The organism is candidate division TA06 bacterium (assembly GCA_016235665.1).
Taxonomy (GTDB): Bacteria; Edwardsbacteria; AC1; order AC1; family EtOH8; genus UBA5202.
The window spans coordinates 175,974-194,136 of the sequence record JACRJI010000013.1 but is presented as its reverse complement, the minus strand read 5'-3'; the positions used below and the strand labels follow the sequence as shown (position 1 = coordinate 194,136).

The 18,163-nt window shown below is 51.8% G+C and carries 19 protein-coding genes; 6 read left to right on the top strand and 13 right to left on the bottom strand.

Annotated features, from left to right (window positions below; translation table 11 throughout):
- Positions 1-7 precede the first annotated feature (7 nt).
- A complete protein-coding gene (locus tag HZA73_08860) occupies positions 8-1,099 on the bottom strand; it encodes a histidinol-phosphate transaminase (GenBank protein ID MBI5806142.1) in 1,092 nt (363 codons plus the stop codon).
- A 333-nt stretch (positions 1,100-1,432) separates the two neighbouring features.
- On the opposite strand from HZA73_08860, the gene HZA73_08855 reads away from it, so the two are divergent.
- From HZA73_08855 to HZA73_08830, 6 genes are all read left to right on the top strand, one after another.
- A complete protein-coding gene (locus HZA73_08855) occupies positions 1,433-2,893 on the top strand; it encodes a glutamate--tRNA ligase (GenBank protein ID MBI5806141.1) in 1,461 nt (486 codons plus the stop codon).
- Positions 2,894-2,918: 25 nt separating this feature from the next.
- The gene (locus HZA73_08850; GenBank protein ID MBI5806140.1) at positions 2,919-3,635 is read left to right on the top strand and encodes a DUF3800 domain-containing protein; all 717 of its coding nucleotides are present in this window, start codon (positions 2,919-2,921) and stop codon (positions 3,633-3,635) included.
- Positions 3,622-4,125 (top strand): hypothetical protein, encoded by a 504-nt coding sequence (locus tag HZA73_08845; protein MBI5806139.1) that lies wholly within the window; start codon positions 3,622-3,624, stop codon positions 4,123-4,125. The genes HZA73_08850 and HZA73_08845 overlap by 14 nt, the downstream gene beginning before the upstream one ends.
- A gap of 112 nt (positions 4,126-4,237) precedes the next feature.
- Positions 4,238-5,920, top strand: coding sequence for a glutamine--tRNA ligase/YqeY domain fusion protein (locus tag HZA73_08840; protein MBI5806138.1), 1,683 nt, complete (start codon positions 4,238-4,240; stop codon positions 5,918-5,920).
- A 128-nt stretch (positions 5,921-6,048) separates the two neighbouring features.
- On the top strand, positions 6,049-6,603 hold the full coding sequence (locus tag HZA73_08835) for a ferritin family protein (GenBank protein MBI5806137.1): 555 nt from the start codon (positions 6,049-6,051) through the stop codon (positions 6,601-6,603).
- 35 nt (positions 6,604-6,638) lie between these two features.
- Positions 6,639-7,142, top strand: coding sequence for a ferritin family protein (locus HZA73_08830; protein ID MBI5806136.1), 504 nt, complete (start codon positions 6,639-6,641; stop codon positions 7,140-7,142).
- 87 nt (positions 7,143-7,229) lie between these two features.
- Here the strand turns inward: HZA73_08830 and HZA73_08825 are convergent, their stop codons facing one another.
- The 12 genes from HZA73_08825 to HZA73_08770 all read right to left on the bottom strand — a co-directional run bounded on the left by HZA73_08825 (position 7,230) and on the right by HZA73_08770 (position 18,111).
- The gene (locus HZA73_08825; GenBank protein ID MBI5806135.1) at positions 7,230-7,562 is read right to left on the bottom strand and encodes a hypothetical protein; all 333 of its coding nucleotides are present in this window, start codon (positions 7,560-7,562) and stop codon (positions 7,230-7,232) included.
- A gap of 159 nt (positions 7,563-7,721) precedes the next feature.
- A complete protein-coding gene (locus HZA73_08820; GenBank protein MBI5806134.1) occupies positions 7,722-8,060 on the bottom strand; it encodes a DUF4148 domain-containing protein in 339 nt (112 codons plus the stop codon).
- A gap of 202 nt (positions 8,061-8,262) precedes the next feature.
- Positions 8,263-8,610, bottom strand: a complete 348-nt coding sequence (locus HZA73_08815) for a hypothetical protein (protein ID MBI5806133.1) — start codon at positions 8,608-8,610, stop codon at positions 8,263-8,265.
- A gap of 182 nt (positions 8,611-8,792) precedes the next feature.
- The gene (locus HZA73_08810; GenBank protein ID MBI5806132.1) at positions 8,793-9,122 is read right to left on the bottom strand and encodes a hypothetical protein; all 330 of its coding nucleotides are present in this window, start codon (positions 9,120-9,122) and stop codon (positions 8,793-8,795) included.
- Positions 9,123-9,508: 386 nt separating this feature from the next.
- Entirely contained in the window at positions 9,509-10,009 is a 501-nt protein-coding gene (locus HZA73_08805) for a ferredoxin:glutaredoxin reductase (GenBank protein ID MBI5806131.1), read from the bottom strand.
- A complete protein-coding gene (locus HZA73_08800) occupies positions 10,006-10,281 on the bottom strand; it encodes a glutaredoxin family protein (protein ID MBI5806130.1) in 276 nt (91 codons plus the stop codon). Before HZA73_08800 ends, HZA73_08805 begins: the two co-directional genes overlap by 4 nt.
- Positions 10,282-10,345: 64 nt before the next feature.
- Positions 10,346-10,918, bottom strand: a complete 573-nt coding sequence (locus HZA73_08795) for a hypothetical protein (GenBank protein ID MBI5806129.1) — start codon at positions 10,916-10,918, stop codon at positions 10,346-10,348.
- A gap of 130 nt (positions 10,919-11,048) precedes the next feature.
- Positions 11,049-11,669 (bottom strand): hypothetical protein, encoded by a 621-nt coding sequence (locus HZA73_08790; GenBank protein ID MBI5806128.1) that lies wholly within the window; start codon positions 11,667-11,669, stop codon positions 11,049-11,051.
- A gap of 187 nt (positions 11,670-11,856) precedes the next feature.
- A complete protein-coding gene (gene xerD, locus HZA73_08785; protein ID MBI5806127.1) occupies positions 11,857-12,744 on the bottom strand; it encodes a site-specific tyrosine recombinase XerD in 888 nt (295 codons plus the stop codon).
- A 9-nt stretch (positions 12,745-12,753) separates the two neighbouring features.
- Complete coding sequence (locus tag HZA73_08780; GenBank protein MBI5806126.1) at positions 12,754-15,573, bottom strand: hypothetical protein; 2,820 nt, start codon at positions 15,571-15,573, stop codon at positions 12,754-12,756.
- A gap of 109 nt (positions 15,574-15,682) precedes the next feature.
- Positions 15,683-17,398 carry an AMP-binding protein gene (locus HZA73_08775; GenBank protein MBI5806125.1) on the bottom strand — a complete coding sequence of 572 codons (1,716 nt, stop codon included), beginning with the start codon at positions 17,396-17,398 and terminating at the stop codon, positions 15,683-15,685.
- A gap of 29 nt (positions 17,399-17,427) precedes the next feature.
- Complete coding sequence (locus tag HZA73_08770) at positions 17,428-18,111, bottom strand: site-2 protease family protein (GenBank protein MBI5806124.1); 684 nt, start codon at positions 18,109-18,111, stop codon at positions 17,428-17,430.
- Positions 18,112-18,163: the final 52 nt, after the last annotated feature.

Here is an 18,163-nt window from a genome sequence, read left to right as displayed (position 1 = left end):
AAAGACCCTATTTCAGCACCTTCTTCAACGCCCCTATCAGCTTCCGGTTCTGCCGGGCGGTGCCGATGGTCACCCGCAGTTCGGTCTGGTATCCGTAGTTCTTGACCGGCCGGACGATGACCCCCAGTTTCTGCAGGGCGGTAAAGACCGGCATGGAGTCCGTCTTGGGGTCTATCAGGATGAAGTTCCCTTCTGACGGAACATAGGAAACCCCTAAGACCTGTAATTGTTTGTACAGATATTCTTTGCCCTCGGTGTTGAGCTTCTTGCTTTTGGCCAGATGTTTGGCATCGTCCAAAGCCGCCAGGCAGGCCACCTGCCCGCTTAGGCTGATGTTGAAAGGCAGGCGCACCTTGCGGATCTGGGCGATCAGCTCGGGGCTTCCCACCCCGTAGCCCACCCTCAATCCGGCCAGGCCGTAGATCTTGGAAAAGGTGTGGAGCACTATGGCGTTGGGCCAGTCCTTGAGCAGTTTGATGGTATCGGGAAAATCTGGCCGGTCGATGTATTCGGAATAGGCTTCGTCGAACACCACCACGCAGCTCTCCGGGATCTTCTTCATGAAGGCCTTGACCTGGGCTTCGGTCAGCATGGTGCCGGTGGGATTGTTGGGGTTGGCGATGTAGACCACCTTGGTCTGGGGGGTGACGGCCGCCGCCATGGCGTCCAGGTCGTGGAGGTAATTTTTCAGGGGTATCAGCGAGGGCCTGGCGTCGGCCATCTTGGCCGCTATCTTGTACATGATGAAAGCCCCCTCGGCGATGACCACATGGTCGCCGGGAGCCACGAAGGTCTTGGTGATGAACTCTATCACATCCACCGAGCCGTTGCCGAAGATCAGCTGGTCCTCGTTGACTCCCAGATGGGAGGCCAGCCTCTTGCTCAAGGCAAAGCACCCGTCATCGGGATAAAGGTTGATCTCCTTAAGCGATTTGCGCAGGGCTTTGACCGCCTTGGGCGAAGGCCCCAGCGGGTTTTCGTTGGAGGCCAGCTTGATGATCTGACCCCTTATGCCCAGCTCCCGGCGCACTTCTTCGATGGGCTTGCCCGGGATGTATGGGCTGATACCCTGGATGTTGGGCCTGGCTTGAGGCTTCATATATAACCTAATGCAGTTTAATGGGTTACAAATATGACTTTAATGCAAATGTTTATTATATCATATTTATTTACTAAAATCAAGTTAATAAAATATCAATAAACCCTTTGAATTAGTGCCATTTACCTTTGACTTTGCCCGGCATATTTGGTATCATTATTTAACTTATCCGCTGTCATCCCGAGACACCTTCCCGCTTGGCTGGATGAGGGATGAAAGAGCATCCTTCGGTTGGTCAAGCACGCGTCAGCAATGCAAGCAGCCCGGCTAAGGACAAGTCTCAGGATGAAAAGCGCCCCCAAAATTCCAAACATCAAATCCCATATCACAACAATGCCTACTGTCCGCACCCGCTTCGCCCCCAGCCCCACCGGCTACATGCACATCGGCAATCTTCGCACCGCCCTCTATGCCTACCTGATCGCCCGCACCATGAACGGTAAGTTCATCCTGCGGATCGAGGACACCGACCAGGAACGGCTGGTGGAGGGCTCGGTCGAGGTGATCTATAATACAATGAAACTGGTGGGTCTGGAACATGACGAGGGCCCGGATATCGGCGGCCCCTTCGGCCCCTATGTCCAGAGCCAGCGGAAAAGCATCTATAAGGAATGGGCCGAAAAGCTTATCGCCAGGGACGGCGGCTATTACTGTTTCTGCAGCAAGGAGAAGCTGGAGTCCCTGCGCCAGGAAGCCGGCGGGAACAATACTGCCGTCAAATTCCAGGACCCCTGCCGGGACATCGGTCCGGAAGAGGCCAAGAAACGGGCGGCCTCGGGCGAGCCTTCAGTGATTCGCCAGAAGATCCCCCGCGGGGGCTCCACCAGCTTTGACGACCTGGTCTACGGCACAGTGACGGTGGAGAACTCCACCTTGGAGGACGGGATCCTGTTGAAGTCAGACGGCCTGCCCACCTACAACTTCGCCAACGTGGTGGACGACCACCTGATGCAGATATCGCACGTCATCCGCGGCAGCGAATACCTGTCCTCGGCCCCCAAGTACAACCTGATCTATCAGGCCCTGGAATGGGAGATCCCGGCCTACATCCACCTGCCCTTGATCATGAAGGCAGCAGGAAAGAAGCTTTCCAAGCGCGAGGGCGACGCCTCCTTCGAAGATTTCTATAATCAGGGGTATCTCAAGGAGGCTATCGTCAATTACATCGCCCTGCTGGGATGGAACCCCAAGGATGAACGGGAGATATTTTCATTGGATGAGTTGAAGAAGGTCTTCTCCGTGGCCGGGCTGAACAATTCCCCGGCCATCTTCGACGTGGAGAAGTTGAAATGGATGAACGGCGAGTATATCCGCAAAATGACGCCCGAGATCTTTTACGAAGCAGCCCTGCCTTGGCTGCAGCAGGCCGTCAAAAGCCCGGGAATTGACCTGCGCAAGCTGTCCGGTCTGATGCAACAGCGCACCGTGGTGCTGTCGGACATCCCGGCCCGGGTGGATTTCATCGATGCCCTGCCGGAATATGCAAAGGAAATGTTCGTCAACAAAAAGGCCAAGACCGACCTGATGAATTCCCTGGAATACCTTAAGACCTGCCGGGCGGAACTGGAGAAACTGGGAAGCTGGGACCATGAGACCATCAAGCAGGCGCTGTATGTGGTGGTAGAGACGCTGGGGGTAAAGGCCAACACCTTCCTTACGCCTCTGCGCATAGCCCTCTCCGGCCGCGAGGTCACCCCCGGCGGGGCCACGGAACTGGCGGAGATACTAGGGAAAGAGGAGACATTGAAAAGAGTTCAAAAGAGTATAGAAATGCTAACGGTTAATGTTGGATAAATTAACAACCTTAAGAGAATCGAGCATGGCTTCTATTATTAATATTTATTGTGATGAAAGCTGTCATCTGGAGCATGACAAGCAAGAAGTCATGCTATTAGGGGCTGTAAAATGTCCTATAGAAAAAGTTCGACATATAACAGAAGAGTTACGTCAATTAAAAGAAAAGCATAGCTGTCGTGGGGAATTAAAATGGCAAAAAGTATCAAACTCACGATTAGATTATTATAGAGATATAATTGAATATTTTTTCTCCCAAAACGATTTAGGTTTTAGATGTGTTGTCGTAAAAAATAAAAAAAACCTTGATCATCAATATTATAATCAAGGTAGCCATGACTCATTTTATTATAAAATGTATTATTACTTACTGCGCAATATGATTACATGCGAGTCCGTATATAATATTTTTATGGATATTAAGGACACCCAAAGTCAAATAAAAATAAACACATTAAAAGATATTTTAAAGAATAGTTATCCAACCAATTCGCATGAGATAATTAATATAATGCAACAAATTAGATCAAAAGAAAGTGAAATATTACAAATTGCAGATTTCTTTATTGGTGCACTCTCTTATGTAAATAGAGGTTTAATAGAAAGTACAGCTAAACTTTCACTAATAGAGTTGATAAAAGCAAAAGTTAAACTTACTTTAACAGAAACAACAGCACCATGGGAAGATAAGTTTAATATTTTTACTTTTTTGCCGAGAGAGAAAAATAATGCCACAAAGTAACGACAATGGCAGTTTTTTGCCACCCTTATTACCAATGGCTGGTGAATGGAGTACTATCGTAGATGAACTTTATAAAATTTTTGTCACCGATTTTAAATGGAATTCAACCTTTCACAATAACCTACGTGTCGATTATAATAGAACGATAAATGAAGATGGACAGGGCAAAGAAGAGGGATTTTGGCATGTTGTTAGTAAAGATCAATTGTCTGAAGGCGGAATTAAAGAAAGGCTTCCAGATTACCGGCGTGCCGAAAGATTACCATGGGCTAAAGTTATTATGACTAGCGGAACAAGACCCGAAATTACAATTTTTGATTATAAGGAAGGTCCCCAAAATAAAGGGGTACGTAGAAATATTTGGCTAAGAGAATACAATTATTGTTTGATTTTACAACATAAAAAAACAAAGTATTACTGGGTTACTGCATTCCATGTAGATGAAGAATACAATAAGACATTAACAAAACATTACGAAAAAAGGGTATAAATGACAGCAGCCGCCCTTGCGAGCGGCTCCCGATGTCCTTCTACCTCCATTGGTAGATGACTCTAGTAATATACTGCAAAATATACTAAAAGTCAAGCATAAAATTAAAAAAATGAGCAACACCGAAAACATCAAGACCCCCATCGAAGGCGCGGCCGCTACCAACTTCATCCGCGAGGCCGTGGCCGAGGACCTTAAGAGCGGCCGCTTTGCCAAGGTTCACACCCGCTTCCCCCCGGAGCCCAACGCCTACCTCCACATCGGCCACGCCAAGGCCATCTGGATAGACTACGGCATCGCCAAGGAGTTCGGCGGGCTGTTCAACCTCCGCTTCGACGACACCAACCCGGCCAAGGAGGAGCAGGAGTTCGTTGACGCCATCATCGAGGACGTCAAATGGATCGGGGCCGAGTTCGGCGACCGGCTGTTCTTCGGCTCGGATTACTTTGAAAAGATGTATGACTGGGCGGTGGAGCTGATCAAGAAGAACAAGGCCTACGTCTGCGACCTGAGCGCCGAAGAAGTTAGCAAGACCCGGGGAAACCTTTCCGAGCCGGGCCAGAACAGCCCCAACCGCGACCGCACGGTCGAGGAGAATCTGGACCTGTTCAGCCGCATGAAGGCCGGGGAATTCCCCGACGGGGCCAAGACCCTACGGGCCAAGATTGACATGGCCCACCCCAATCTGAACATGCGTGACCCGGTGATGTACCGCATCCTGCATCAGGAACACCACCGCCAGGGCGCCAAATGGAAGATCTACCCCATGTACGACTGGGCCCACGGCCTGGAGGATTCAATTGAGGGCATCACCCATTCCCTCTGCTCGCTGGAGTACGAGGACCACCGGCCGCTCTACGACTGGTTTTTGGACCAGCTGGGCATCTATCATCCCCGGCAGATAGAATTTGCCCGGCTTAACATGAACTACACCGTGATGAGCAAGCGCAAGTTCATCGAACTGGTCAGGGACGGCGTGGTGGAGGGCTTTGACGACCCCCGTCTGCCCACTTTGGCGGGATTAAGGCGCCGGGGCTACACTTCAGCTTCGATCAAAAATTTCTGCGACCGGATAGGGGTGGCCAAACGCGACAGCCTGGTGGACATCGCCCTGCTGGAGCACTACATCCGCGAGGAACTGAACAAGACCGCCCCCCGGGTGATGGCCGTGCTGCGGCCGTTGAAGGTTGTGATCGAAAACTATCCGGCGGGCCAAAGCGAGATGATCGAATGCGACAACAACCCCGAGGACGCCTCGGCCGGCAAGCGCCGGGTGCCATTCGGCCGCGAGCTGTATATCGAGCAGGAGGATTTCATGGAAACCCCGCCCAAGGGCTTTTTCCGTCTCTCCCCCGGCAAGGAGGTGCGGTTTAAGCACGCCTATTACATAAAATGCATAGAGGCGGTAAAGGATGATAAAGGCAATATCACAGAACTAAGATGCGAATATGACCCGGCCACCAAAGGCGGCGACTCCCCCGACGGCCGCAAGGTGAAAAGCACCCTGCACTGGGTCAGCGCCGCGGACGCGGTTTCCGGCGAGGTGCGTTTGTACGAGCAGCTCTTCACCGATCCCACTCCCTCCACCGAAAGTCCGGTCAACCCGAATTCTTTGACCGTGCTGAAGGACTGCAAGCTGGAGCCGGGATTACGGAACGCCAAACCGGGCGAAAAGTTCCAGTTCCTGCGCCAGGGATATTTCTGCGTGGATTCAAAGAATTCCACCAAGGACAAGCCTGTCTTCAACCGCACGGTGGGCTTGAAGGACAGCTGGTCAAAGGAACAGAAGAAGTAAACCGGATAATATTGCCACGACCTTAAGGTCGTGGCAATGAAAAGATAGCAACCTGCCTTGCAAATCGTCCGTATTTGTATTAGAATGGCTCATTGAGTCAATCGTTCCAAAATAGCAAAGGACATTCCATGAAAAAGCAAACCAAGCCGTCCAAGCCCGTCAAAACCACCGGGGCCGGCCGGGACGCCCTGCAAAAGGCCATCCAGTCGGAAAAGAGCGCCCTGGAGACATACCTCAAATTCGCCCGCCAGACCAAGAACGTTTCCGGCAAGGACATGTTCCTGCGTCTCTGCCAGGACGAGTTGGGGCATCTGAACATTCTGGAAAAAGAGCTGGACACCTTGATGGCCGGGCAGAAATGGGTCAAGGCCAAATTCCAGCCTTCGGACATCGAGGAGATCCTCCCCCATCTGTCTTCGCCCAAAGAACTGGCTCCGGCAGGACAGGGAAGCTCCGATGATCTTTCCGCCTTGAACCTGGCTTTGGAGATGGAGAAAAAGGCCGCCAGCTTCTACAAGCGCGAAGGCCAGAAGGCCGAGGACAAGAACGCCCAGGCCATGTACGCCCGGCTGGCCGAAATGGAAGAGGCCCACTACAACCTGATCCAGGCCGAGCTGGACCACATCAAGGACGTGGGCTTTTGGTTTGGGATCCAGGAATTCACTTTGGAAACCAACGAATAACAAACAAAACCCAAGATACAAAAGGAGAAATTGTCATGGATGATTTTTCCCGCTCCCTGGTGGAGGCCATGCAGTTTGAGAACGACGGCTATCATCACTACACTACTGCGGCCCAGCGCACCGAGGATCCCAAGGCCAAACAGATGTTCGGCCAGCTGGCCGAGGACGAGCTGTCGCATCACAAGACCCTGGAGCTGATGTTCTCCGATCATCAAAAGCAGGGAAGTATGAAGTTAAAGCCTCCCCGGATCAAGTCCAAGGTGGACCCGGCCCAGGAAAGCCCCATCTTCAGCCCCGAGTTCAAGCAACGGGTGGGCGACAAGCACTACGAGATGTCGGCCCTGTCCATCGGGATACTGCTGGAGCAGAATTCCATCGAGGGCTACAAGAATTACCGCCGCCAGGCCAAGGAGCTCAAGATCAAGCGGCTGTTCAACGCCCTGATCCGCTGGGAAGAGCTGCATTTGGAGGCACTGATCAAGCAGCAGCAGTTTTTACAAGCCTCCTACTGGGAGGCCAACCGCTTCGCGCCGTTTTAAACCAGCCGGCCGCTCTGCGCCAAGATAAAACCCCGGACTTTGGGAACAAAGTCCGGGGTTTTATGAATAAACTTAAAATATTTTAATTTATTGTTCCATTAGAGGAGGTCTAGTTAAATTAAAGTTCACTAAGCCTAGGTGATCCATGCCACCTCCATATTGGTACCAATCAGAATAACGCGTTGTTGATCCGCTTTCTGCTTTTAAATAGTAGTAGGTTCCTGTCTGTGGTGTCGTAGTTCTAACTATTGCAAATAAACTATCTGAGGTGGTTGTCCATGTTCCAGTGCCAGCAATTGAAGGACATGATATTGTCCAACCAGTTCCTAAACTTGCTTTTCCATCGCATAGAAACAATGCAGCAAATGCCCCTGCTACAAATATTGAGATAAACAGAATCCCGAAAATTGCTTTTTTCATTTGAAGTCCTTTGTTTTTTAAGTTAGTGTTTTTTAAGTTTATTCAATACATTATTAACGCAATTACCATACCATAATTTTCGCATGATGTATATTTATTATTGAACTGGCAGTAAGTTTCAGTTCATTGAAAAACTAAACGTGAATGTACGTTTATCGTTTATCTGGGCGAAGTATAAAATGGTACCGTACCGTACTGCACCCCATAGGAAGATCCGTCATAATAGTATTCATTTGAAAATAGCCGTGATTGGCCAGAGGAATCTGCTGTAAAAGAAAAATAACCGGCAGGCGGATGCGTAGAGTATGACATGCCAAAATACCCTGAGTCTGGCTGCGCTATCGCCCAACCATAAGTCCCGTTACTTACTTGTATTGTCCAGCCATTTAAATATTTTATCCCCAATTTTGCCTTCCCATTGCACCAGGCAGGTACTGCTAGTGCTATTGAACTGGCACATAGTACGAGAAGTGATAGGATGATGATCGCTTTTTTCATTTACCGGTCCTTTCTTGAGTTTTACCACTCACTTTTTTAGTTTTTGTTATTGTTATTTGTTATAACTTTTACCGTTATGCCAGATTGTTTCATTTTCCATAGTATTTAAATGTTACTTATAATAAAACAGACAGTTTATCCTATGTGAAAAGAGAAATAACTTAGAGGGATTTTTATTGATTGTTAACTTTATTACTATTGATTAATATGGATTAGCTGGCAGCCTGGTCCCGAATGTAATTGCTCCAAGTTGTGTATCCCCATAAGTAACATCATACCACCACCAACCATAATATCTTGAGGCTTTTCCGGTTGAATCTGCTTTGCAATAATAGCCGCCAGTTGCTGGAGCAGTGCCTGACCATTGTATATAAAAACCTGACCCTGAGTCGCCTTGATTTGCAACATTTGGAATTGAGGTCGGTGCGCCGGGTACAGAAATCGTCCATCCTTTAACATTGGTTGAAGTAGCTGTTACCATCCAAGGCAAAGCAAAAGCAACTGAAGCAATGCTTGCTACAAGAATTACACCAAGTAAAATCTTCTTCATTAATAAATCCTTTCTAAAGTTCCCTCTAAGTTATTACACTTTAAGCAGAATGTAATTCCAAAGGTGCCGCACTGCTTTATTGATACCATTTCTCTCTAATGCTGTGAGTCCCTTTTGACTTTGTAAACTAAGCCAGGAGGATTTGTGAATAAATTTAGAATACATTCGGTAATGTTATTTCCTTATTCCACTGGCAGTCCCTTATGAAATGCAACATTTCCTAAATTATCACCATATGTCGAACCACCGAAGGTATAAATTGCACTATACATTGCTATATACCCCGTTTTAGTGGCTTTCAAATAATACTCGGTGCCAGCTGGTACATCACCTCTAGTAATTGAAAAATACCCATCTGAATCTGTTATATCTGTTCCCGTGTTGCTTATACTTGGACATGAAATTGTCCAGCCTTCGCCAACACTTGCATAGCCATAACAAAGAAATATCCCGGCAAAAGCAAGTGAAGCAATTATCGCAACAAACAGAACCCCGAAAATTGCTTTTTTCATTTTAAACCCTTTGTTTAAAGTTAGTATTTTCTAAGTTTATTCATTCTATTATAATAGCAATTACTGTGCCATAATTTTATACGTAATCTAATCATTTGTTGTTCATATAGTTATTAATTTGATTGTTTTTAATAATTAATACTTTTTTATTAAAAACCTGACATAAATGTCCTGTTCGACGCGTTATTAAGATTTTTTTACTTTTCAACACATTGCATTTTATATTGTTATGTTACCATGACCTATTTGTCATGCCTTTTGACATTTATGTCAGGATTGCTTGTAATTTTAACCATTTTTGTCAAATATTTAAGATAAAACAACTAATGAAAAATCCCCCAAAAATATTTTTTGGGGGATTTTTCATAAAATACTTAAAATAACATTTATACAAGGCTAAATTCCTCGAACCTCTCCTTCTTGGCCCGGCAGATGGGACAGATGGGCGGGGCCTCGCTTCTGGCGCAGAGATACCCGCAGACCGTGCATCTCCAAACCTTTATGTCTTCTTCCTTCCCCGGCGGAACCTCTTGAACATTTTCCGCCTTTACAACCTTTTGAACCTTGGAAATAGGCCTTCTCTCCGGTATCGGCTCCGGCGGCGATCCCCGGCCAAGATACTCTTGGTTGACATACAGCGCGCAGTAACACCGGCCGTGTTCTTTCAGATCGGCGTCCCGGTACTGGCAGGGGCACACTATGTCCAGATCGGTGTTGCGGTCGCCCGAAGCCCTGCGGCAGGGGCAGTTCCAGTATCCCAGCCGCTCTTCATTGACTGCGATGCCCTCTATGATCCCTTCCCTGATCTCCCGGTCCGGGTTCAGGGTGTAGCCCTCTTTTTGGGCCAGCTCCAGGATCTCCGCCTCGATCTCCCCTGCCGTCCTCATTCCAAAACCTTCTTTATCTCCGGCTCTTTCAGGCCCACTATCACTTTTTCGTTGTCTATCACCATGGTGGGAAAAGTGCAGCCTGGATTGAATTCCCTGACCTGGTCCATGATCTCCTGTTCTTCCCTGCCGGTCAGCAGGTCCACAAATACATAGCGGTAATGAATGTCCAGGTCGTCCAGCAGCTTCTTGGTCTTCTTGCACCAGATGCAGGTGGACAGGGCATAAAGCACCACCTGGTGCTTCCTGTTGTTCCCCGGAACCTCGGTCATTTTAGCCATAACGCCTCTTCTTTGGATTGCGGTTGGGAATTCGGTCTCTTTCCAATTATAGCCGCTATTTACCCGAAGTCAAGACCAGCAGGCCCGATGATTTTTTGCTGTGTTTGGAAAGCTGTGGCTTGTCCTGGTGATAGGCCAGGATGTACGGCAGCTCCCCGGCGCTGTTGATGGTCTTTCCGTTGGAAAGGGACAGCGGCAGGCAGAATTCCATTACGGTATGTCCGTCAATGATCCCGGCCCTGGCCGCGATAAGTCTCGTGTTTTCGGCCCGGGCATGCCGGAAAAAGGCTTTGCCCAGATGTTCTTCAGCCGCCCATTTCCCTTCTGCTGTCTGATAGGCTATGATCATAACAGCGCCTTTCATCCCGCCAGAGCCGAAGCCGATCGACAGCCAGCCCTGTCCCGGGCTTTGCATGGCGCAGTACAGGTTGGCGCTGTCGGCCTGCCAGTGCACGGTGATGCCGGTCTTGGTATCGGTGAAAGAGGACTGATATTCTCCCTTGGCGATCACTCCGTCAACCTTCGCCTCTGAGCGGACTATCACCGGGATCTTCTGGATGTCCTTTTTGACGGCAAACAGCAGTCCCGGCAACAGCAGCAACAGCAATAATGCTTTGATGTTCTTCATCATCTTCTCCTAAAAGTATTTTGGAGTAGCTGTTTTTATTTAATGCTCCGTTGAAATCTTGTAAATCCTGTCTATCCCTGGCAAGAAAATCGGGCCTTCAGACATTTGTCCGAAAGCCCGTATATATCATTTACTTTTTCGTGGTATCAGCCGGGGCCGCCGTCTCAGGTTCTCCCTGTCCTTCCTGCTCAGCCCTGCCCAGGACCAGCATCCCGGAAGACTTGCGGCTGGGCCGGCCTTTGAACGAGGTCTTGCTCTTGTGATAGGCCAGAACGAATGGCATCGGCTGTCCCGGAACTATGGCCTGCCCGTTGGAAAGGGCCAGGGGCATGGAGAATTCAACTATCATCCCGGAATTGGTCTTGGCGGTCTTGAAGTCCACTAATTTCGGCTTTTCTATGGCCTTGTGGGTGGAGACCCAGCTGCCCATGTGCTCGTCCACCCGGCGGCCCGAAGGGTCATGATAGGCGATGATCATGGCGCTTCCCCGGATCTTATGCTCGCCAAATGAGATGGCCGCCCAGCCCTTATGCGGGCTTTCCAATGCCACATAAAGCAATTTTCCGTCCGAAACCCAGCTGACACCGATGCCGGTGTAGGAATCCGTATAGTGGGTGGGATACTCGCCCTCGGTTACCTTGCCGTCAATTATCACGTCAACGGTTTTAAGGTTGACGATGCCGTGGGGCTTCTGGGCAAAAGCGGAAACGGCAAGAAGAACCAGCACTGATGCCAGTAATATTTTCTTCATGGTTGACTCCTTGTATATATTGTTGGTTTTGAGACAAAAAGATCCATAATATAGTTCGGCAGAACCTGCCATGAGCCGCCGGGCTGAGCAATTGCCGAAGCCAGTGCCGAAGGGTTTACTACAATGTCTGCAAAAATCGCTCGGCTGAGCTTGTGCCGAAGCCAGCGTCCCGGTAAATATATTTGTTTCAACCCCTGGGATGGAACTGCCGGTGCACTTCTTTCAAATACTCCCGGTCCACATGGGTGTATATCTGGGTGGTAGAGATGTCGGCGTGGCCCAGCATCTCCTGCACCGAGCGCAGGTCGGCCCCGCCCTCCAGCAAATGCGTGGCAAAGGAATGGCGCAAGATGTGGGGATGCACCCGCTTCTTGATCCCGGCCTTTTGGGCATAGTTTTTCAGCAGTTTCCAAAAACCCATCCGGGACATGAGGCGGCCCCGGTTGTTAAGGAACAGAACTTCGGTGCTGAATTTCCTTAATAAAGCTGGACGGGTATTCTGGCGGTACTTCTCCGTCCAGCTGCGGGCCGACCGGCCCACCGGCACTATCCTTTCCTTGGATCCCTTGCCGATACAGCGGATGAAATCCTGGTCGAAGAACAGGTCCGAGGTTTTAAGGGTCAACAGCTCCGTGACCCTAAGGCCGCAGGCGTACAAAAGCTCCAGCATGGCCTTATCGCGCAGGCCCAGCAGGGACGCAGGGTCCGGCTGGGCCAGCAGTATTTCAACTTCGCTCAGATCCAAAACTTCGGGAAGTTTTTTGTCCAGCCGCGGGGTCTCTATGTTCTCGGTGGGATCGGTTCTGGCGATCCCCTCCGAGGCCAGGAAACGATGGAACCCCCTCAGGGCGGAGATATTCCGGGAAAGAGAGACCGGGGAAAGCCCGTAGCCCATCAGCATTGACAGGAATTCGGAGACCATTTTCCTCTCCACCGTTTGGAGATCACCAATATTCTTGGTTTTCAAAAAAGACAGATAACGTTTTAGGTCGCTGGCATAAGAACCAAGACTATTCCCAGACAGCCCCCTTTCCACCGCCAGGTGGGTCAGATATTGCTGCAACGCTTCGTCCATATGATCCTATCAGCTGAAGGAGACATCCCCCTTGGGTTTTTCCAAAGGTCTGGGCGGGCTCAGCGGCGCGGGCCGGTGGGCCACCGGGGGCACGGGCGGCCGTAGACCGGTCTGGGGTTTTACCGGCAATGGCATCCTGCCCAGGGGATTGACCGCCACTTTGGGCGCAAGTCCCGGCCGGGCCTGCGGGTTGGAGAAGGGGGAAACTGGCTTTAGCGGGGACGTGTGCTCTTTGATCGGCAGTACCGCCTGATGGGGAGCGGACAGCGGCGAGGCCGGTTTCAACAGGGCCGGGGCAGCCTTGGGCAGGCCCAGCGGCTTGGCCGGTTCCGGCGGCTTTCCGGCAAACGGCGACAATGGCCGGGCGGCCAGGGCCGGGCGCTCCGCCGCCAATGGCTGTTCCGGGATCGGAGCAATGGCTGGGGTGGCGGGTGCCGGGGATGGGGTCGTCCCGGCCCCAAGCCCCTGGGGCCTTACCTTGGATTTCAGCTTGGTCAAAGCCGACATCTCCTCTTCGCGGCGGCGGGCCTTCTCCTGCTCCATTTCGGCCTGTTCCTTCTTCAAGGCCTCCATCCGGCTGCGGGCCTCATCGGCCTGGGCATTCAATTCATCTATCTCGTTCTTTTTGCCTGAAATCTCCTGCTCAATGACCGCGATCTTTTCGGCAGCCTGTCCGGCCTCTTCCAGACGGTGCTTAACCTTTTCCTCGTCAGTCCTTAATGTTTCCAGCAGATTTTCCATCTGTTGGGCCTGTTTCTTGTTATCCTCCAGCCTCAGGCTCCAGCCCTTCTCCTCTTCCTTAAGCACATCCAGCTGCTCCTGGGAAGCAGCCAGCTCGGCCTTCAGGGCGTCCACGCTGGATTTCAATCCTTTTTGTTCGGCCAGCAGGTCCTGCTTCTGGTGCAGGTATTTCTCCAGCTCGGCCCGTTCCTTACCGATATCAGCCACTTCCTTTTTGGCGGCGGCCAGACTTTCCTTCAACTGGGCTTCCTCGGTTTTCACCTTTTCCAGCCGGGCTTCCGACTTATCCAGTTTGGCCTGGCTTTCCTCGGCCGACTGGGCAAATTCCTGTTTCTGCTGTTTTATCTTCTTGACCTCGGCCTGAAGCTCCTTGCGCTCGGCTTTCAGTTGGTTGAGCTCCTGATTGGCCTCTTCCAGCAACTGGGTCTCGTTCTTCAGCCCGGCTATGCCCTGCTCCAGTTCCTCTTTTTGCCGGAACAAGGCTGTGACCGCCTCTTCCATCTGGATTCGCTGCGGTTCAAGCTCCGCCATTTTTTGATTGTGCTCGTTCAGTCTGGATTCCCACTGGCCGGCTTGGGACTCAGCTTCCTGTTTTTTGGAGTCCAGTTCTTCCATCTGCTGTTTTACCTGTGACTCCAATTCCTGTTTTTGCAAAGACAGTTGTTCCATCTGCTGCTCGCCCTGGACCCGGTCCTCTCCGATCTTCTGCAGGTGCTGTTTTGCTTCTTCTATCTGGCCGCGAATGTCGGCCAGGTAGCTTTCCAGTTCCCGCACCGCCGCCACCTCGTGCTGGCGCTGGGCGATCTCCTTTTCCAGTCCGGCGGCCTTGGCCGTATCGGCCTCTACTATCTGAACCAGTTCGGCATTGCGCTGTTCCAGCTCGGCCTGCCTGGTTTCCGCCTTAAAGACATTGGTCTGTATCTCCTCCAGCATGGCGGCGGCCTGGGTCTTCTCCGTTTCCATCTGTTCCATCGCCTTAATCAGGCCTTCATGCTGCTGCTGTTTTTCGGACAATTCCTTTTCCTTGGAAGACAGCCCTGCCGTCATGCTCTCTATTTGCTGGCGGTGATTGTGATGGTCCTGTGCCAGGGCCTGAAGCTTGGATTCCGAGTCGGCCAGGGCCCCGTTCAAGGCTTCCACCTTGGTAGTGACCGACGATTCCTGGGCCTGAAGTCCGGCGATCCTCTGCCGGATCTGGTCCTCTTCCTGCTTAAGGGTCTGATGCCGCTCCAGTACCTGTGATTCAGAGTGCTTGACCTCTTCGATGCCTTTGACCAGTTCGTCCTTCTGCAAAACCAAAATTTTGATCTCCGCCCTCACGGCTTCGGCTTCCTCCCGGCTCTTTTGGGCTTCGGCCAGCATGTCGTTCTTTTCCTGCTCGGCCATGGTCAGGTCGGACAGGATGGCCGCCTGCTGGTTGCTGATCTCCTCGATCTTTTGTTTTAAGGCTTCCTCCTCCGCCTTGAATTTGCCGACCCGGCCTTCGGCCTCGGCCGCCTGGTCCTGCCAGGACTTCAGGGTCCCGTCCACTTCGGCCAGCCTGGCTTCATGCTCCTTGAACTTGGAATCGACCTCAACCTGCTCGGCCTGGCGCTCTTTAATGGCCTGCTGCAGCTTGGCCAGTTCGGCCTTCCAGCTGTCGGCCTGGCTCTGCTGTTCGGAATGGGACTGCTCCAGCAGCATCAGATCGGCCTGCAGGCCCTGGCTCTTTTCCTCTATGGCCGCCAGTTTTTTATTGTCCTCCCCCATCTGCTGGTTTATCTTCAGAAGCTCGGCCCGTTTCTCCCATATCTTGGTGGCCAGGTTGGAATCCTCCTTGGTGCGGTCGTCCAGCTTGCGGTTGATGTCGTCCAGCTTGCCCTGCGCTTCCTCCATCCTCTGGGTCATGGACATCTCTTCGCCCAAAGACTCTGCCAGCCGGTGATTGACATCTTCCAGCATGGCCTTGCGGTCGGCCAAAAGCTGGTCCAGCGAGGTGTAGCTGCGGCGGCCCTGCTCCACCTGGGTGATCAGGGCTTCCTCCTCCTTCTTGAGATTTTCCATGGGACTGAGGGGCGCCTTTTCTTCTTTTTTCTTGGAAAACAACATGGCTGAAGGTCTCCGTTGTTTTTGATTGGGAGATTGCCTGCTTTATGGATTCCCGGTCTATAAAACGTTTACACAGTGCCGGAGAATGGTTGCGGACAGTTTCGTAGTCCTACACCTGTACTTTTTTCCCGACGAACAGATACCTCTTGATCTTTCTGGTGGTGGTCTTGGGGAACTCCTCCTCTCTAAGGGAGAAATGCTTGACCCGCTTGTAATCGGCCAGGTGGCTGCACTGGTGCCTGACCTCTTCCTTTAATATCTTTTCTATCTGGGCCGTATCCAGGGTAACTTTGTGCTTGGCCGCATATTCGTCCAGGGCCTCGTAATTGGGATAGATGATGGCGTGGACCTCTTCCCGCTCGGTCTGGGGGTTCTTTTCGCCGATCACCAGAACTTCGGCCACGAACGGGCTGTTCAGCAGCTGGGCCTCCACCTCTTCGGGGTAGATGTTCTTGCCTGCGGCGGAGACGATCAGGTTCTTGGCCCGGCCGGTGATGTACAAACAGCCCCGCTTGTCGATGTACCCCAGGTCCCCGGTCAGCAGCCATCCGTCCTTCATCACCGCCTCGGTGGCCTTGGGGTTCTTATAATAGCCCAGCATCACGTTGGGCCCCTTTGCCGCGATCTCGCCGATCCCGTTGCCGTCGGGATCTATGATCTTCAGTTCCACGCAGGAGATGGGAGCCCCCACCGAGGCGTGATCCGGATTCTTGACGGTGTTGATGGTCAGCACCGGTGAGGATTCGGTCAGGCCGTAACCCTGGACGATCTCAAAACCCAGGGTCTCAAATCCTTTTCCCACCTCCACATTCAGTGCCGCTCCGCCCGAAACGAAAAGTCTTAGGCTGGACAGCCCGGCCTTTTCCCGCAAAGACTGGAAGACCTTTCCCCCGGCCCTTTTGCCGGTGACAGACTTGATGGACCGGACCAGTCCGTTGGAGGTGGAGAAGGCCATCCTGGTCAACAGCGGCTTTTCCTTGACCGCCCGGGTGATGCCCTGGTACATCTTCTCGAACAGCAGCGGAACCCCCACCATCATGGTGGCCTGGCTGTCCCGGATGTCGTTGATGATGTCCCGCGATTTCAGCGATTGGGCGTAGGTAATGGTGGCCCCCACGTAAAGGGGCACCAGCATCCCGGCCGTGGCCTCAAAGGTATGGTGCAGCGGCAGCACCGAGATGAAGTTGTCATGATGGTCGTAGTGGAAGATCTGGTAGCTTCCGTCCACGTCGGACATGATGTTCTTGTGGCTGAGCATCACCCCTTTGGACTGCCCGGTGGTGCCGGAGGTGTAGATGATGGCCGCCAGGTCGTCCAGCTGGACCTGGCGCTTGAGCCCCTTTGGTTCCGGCGTTTCGTACAGCGCCGGAAGATTGTTCAATGAGAACAGATGCTTCAGGCTGGAAAGTTTGCTGGTTGCCTCGTCCACCGCTTCCTTGAAACTATTGGTGGCGATTATGGCCGCCGCCTCGGAATCGGTCAGAATGTGCCTGATCTCCTGGGCCTTGAGCTGGGTGTCTAATGGGACTATCACCGCCCCCAGGCTGGCCAGGGCCATGTAGCCCTCCACCCATTCCGGACAATTCTCGCCGATCAAAGCCACCCGATCGCCGAATTTTATCCCCTTGCTGGCCAGACCGGCGGCCAGTTGTTCCGCTCTCTCCTTAAGATCCCGGTAGGTAACCTTGTAAAAATCGTTCCCCCGTTTGATCTGGAGGGCTGTTTTGTAGGGATACAATCCTGCCGAGCGGGCCAGCATCCCTTTGATAGTGATCAGTCCCAGGCCCTCACGGACCGGATAATGCTTGTTGCTGTAATTGTGCATATTACCGTTGATATATGGTTTCTGTTTTTCTACCGGGGCATGAACTGAAACAGTTCCGGCCCCCCGAAGAACTGCGAGATCAGGACCACCGGCAGGGCCAGCACGTAGGAAAGGAAATTGATCTTCGTCAACTGGATGATGATTATCAGCGCCATAAAGATGAACATCCCGTATTTTTCCAAGCTCAAATACTTGACCGAAAGCGGCCCGGGCAGCAGCCCGGCCAGGATCTTGGAACCGTCCAGCGGCGGGATGGGGATCAGGTTGAACACAGCCAGGGCGGTGTCTATTAGTACAAAATAGAACAGGATCACCAGCACCGGGTGCAGCATCGTCTCCGGCCCCCCGTAAAAGGGATAAAGCAGGCGGAAGAAAAGCCCGGCCGCTGCTGCCACCAGCAGGTTGCTGCCCGGCCCGGCCGCCGAGACCCAGATCATGTCCCGCTTGGGGTTTTTCAGGGCGAAAAAGTTCACCGGCACCGGCTTGGCCCAGCCGAACACAAAAGGAGCCTTGAAAAATATCAGCATGGCCGGGAAAATGAAACTGCCGAAAAGGTCCAGGTGCTTCAGGGGATTCAGGTTCAGCCTGCCCATCAGGAAAGCGGTGGAATCGCCTCTTTTAAAAGCGATGAACCCATGGGCCACTTCGTGAATGGTGATGGCGAACAGCACCGGGGGGATTATCAGGATATATTCTAATATTTTTGAATCCATGTCGGTCGGTAGTTATTGGTTGATTAGTTGAGCATCGGTCTCTTCTGCCAGG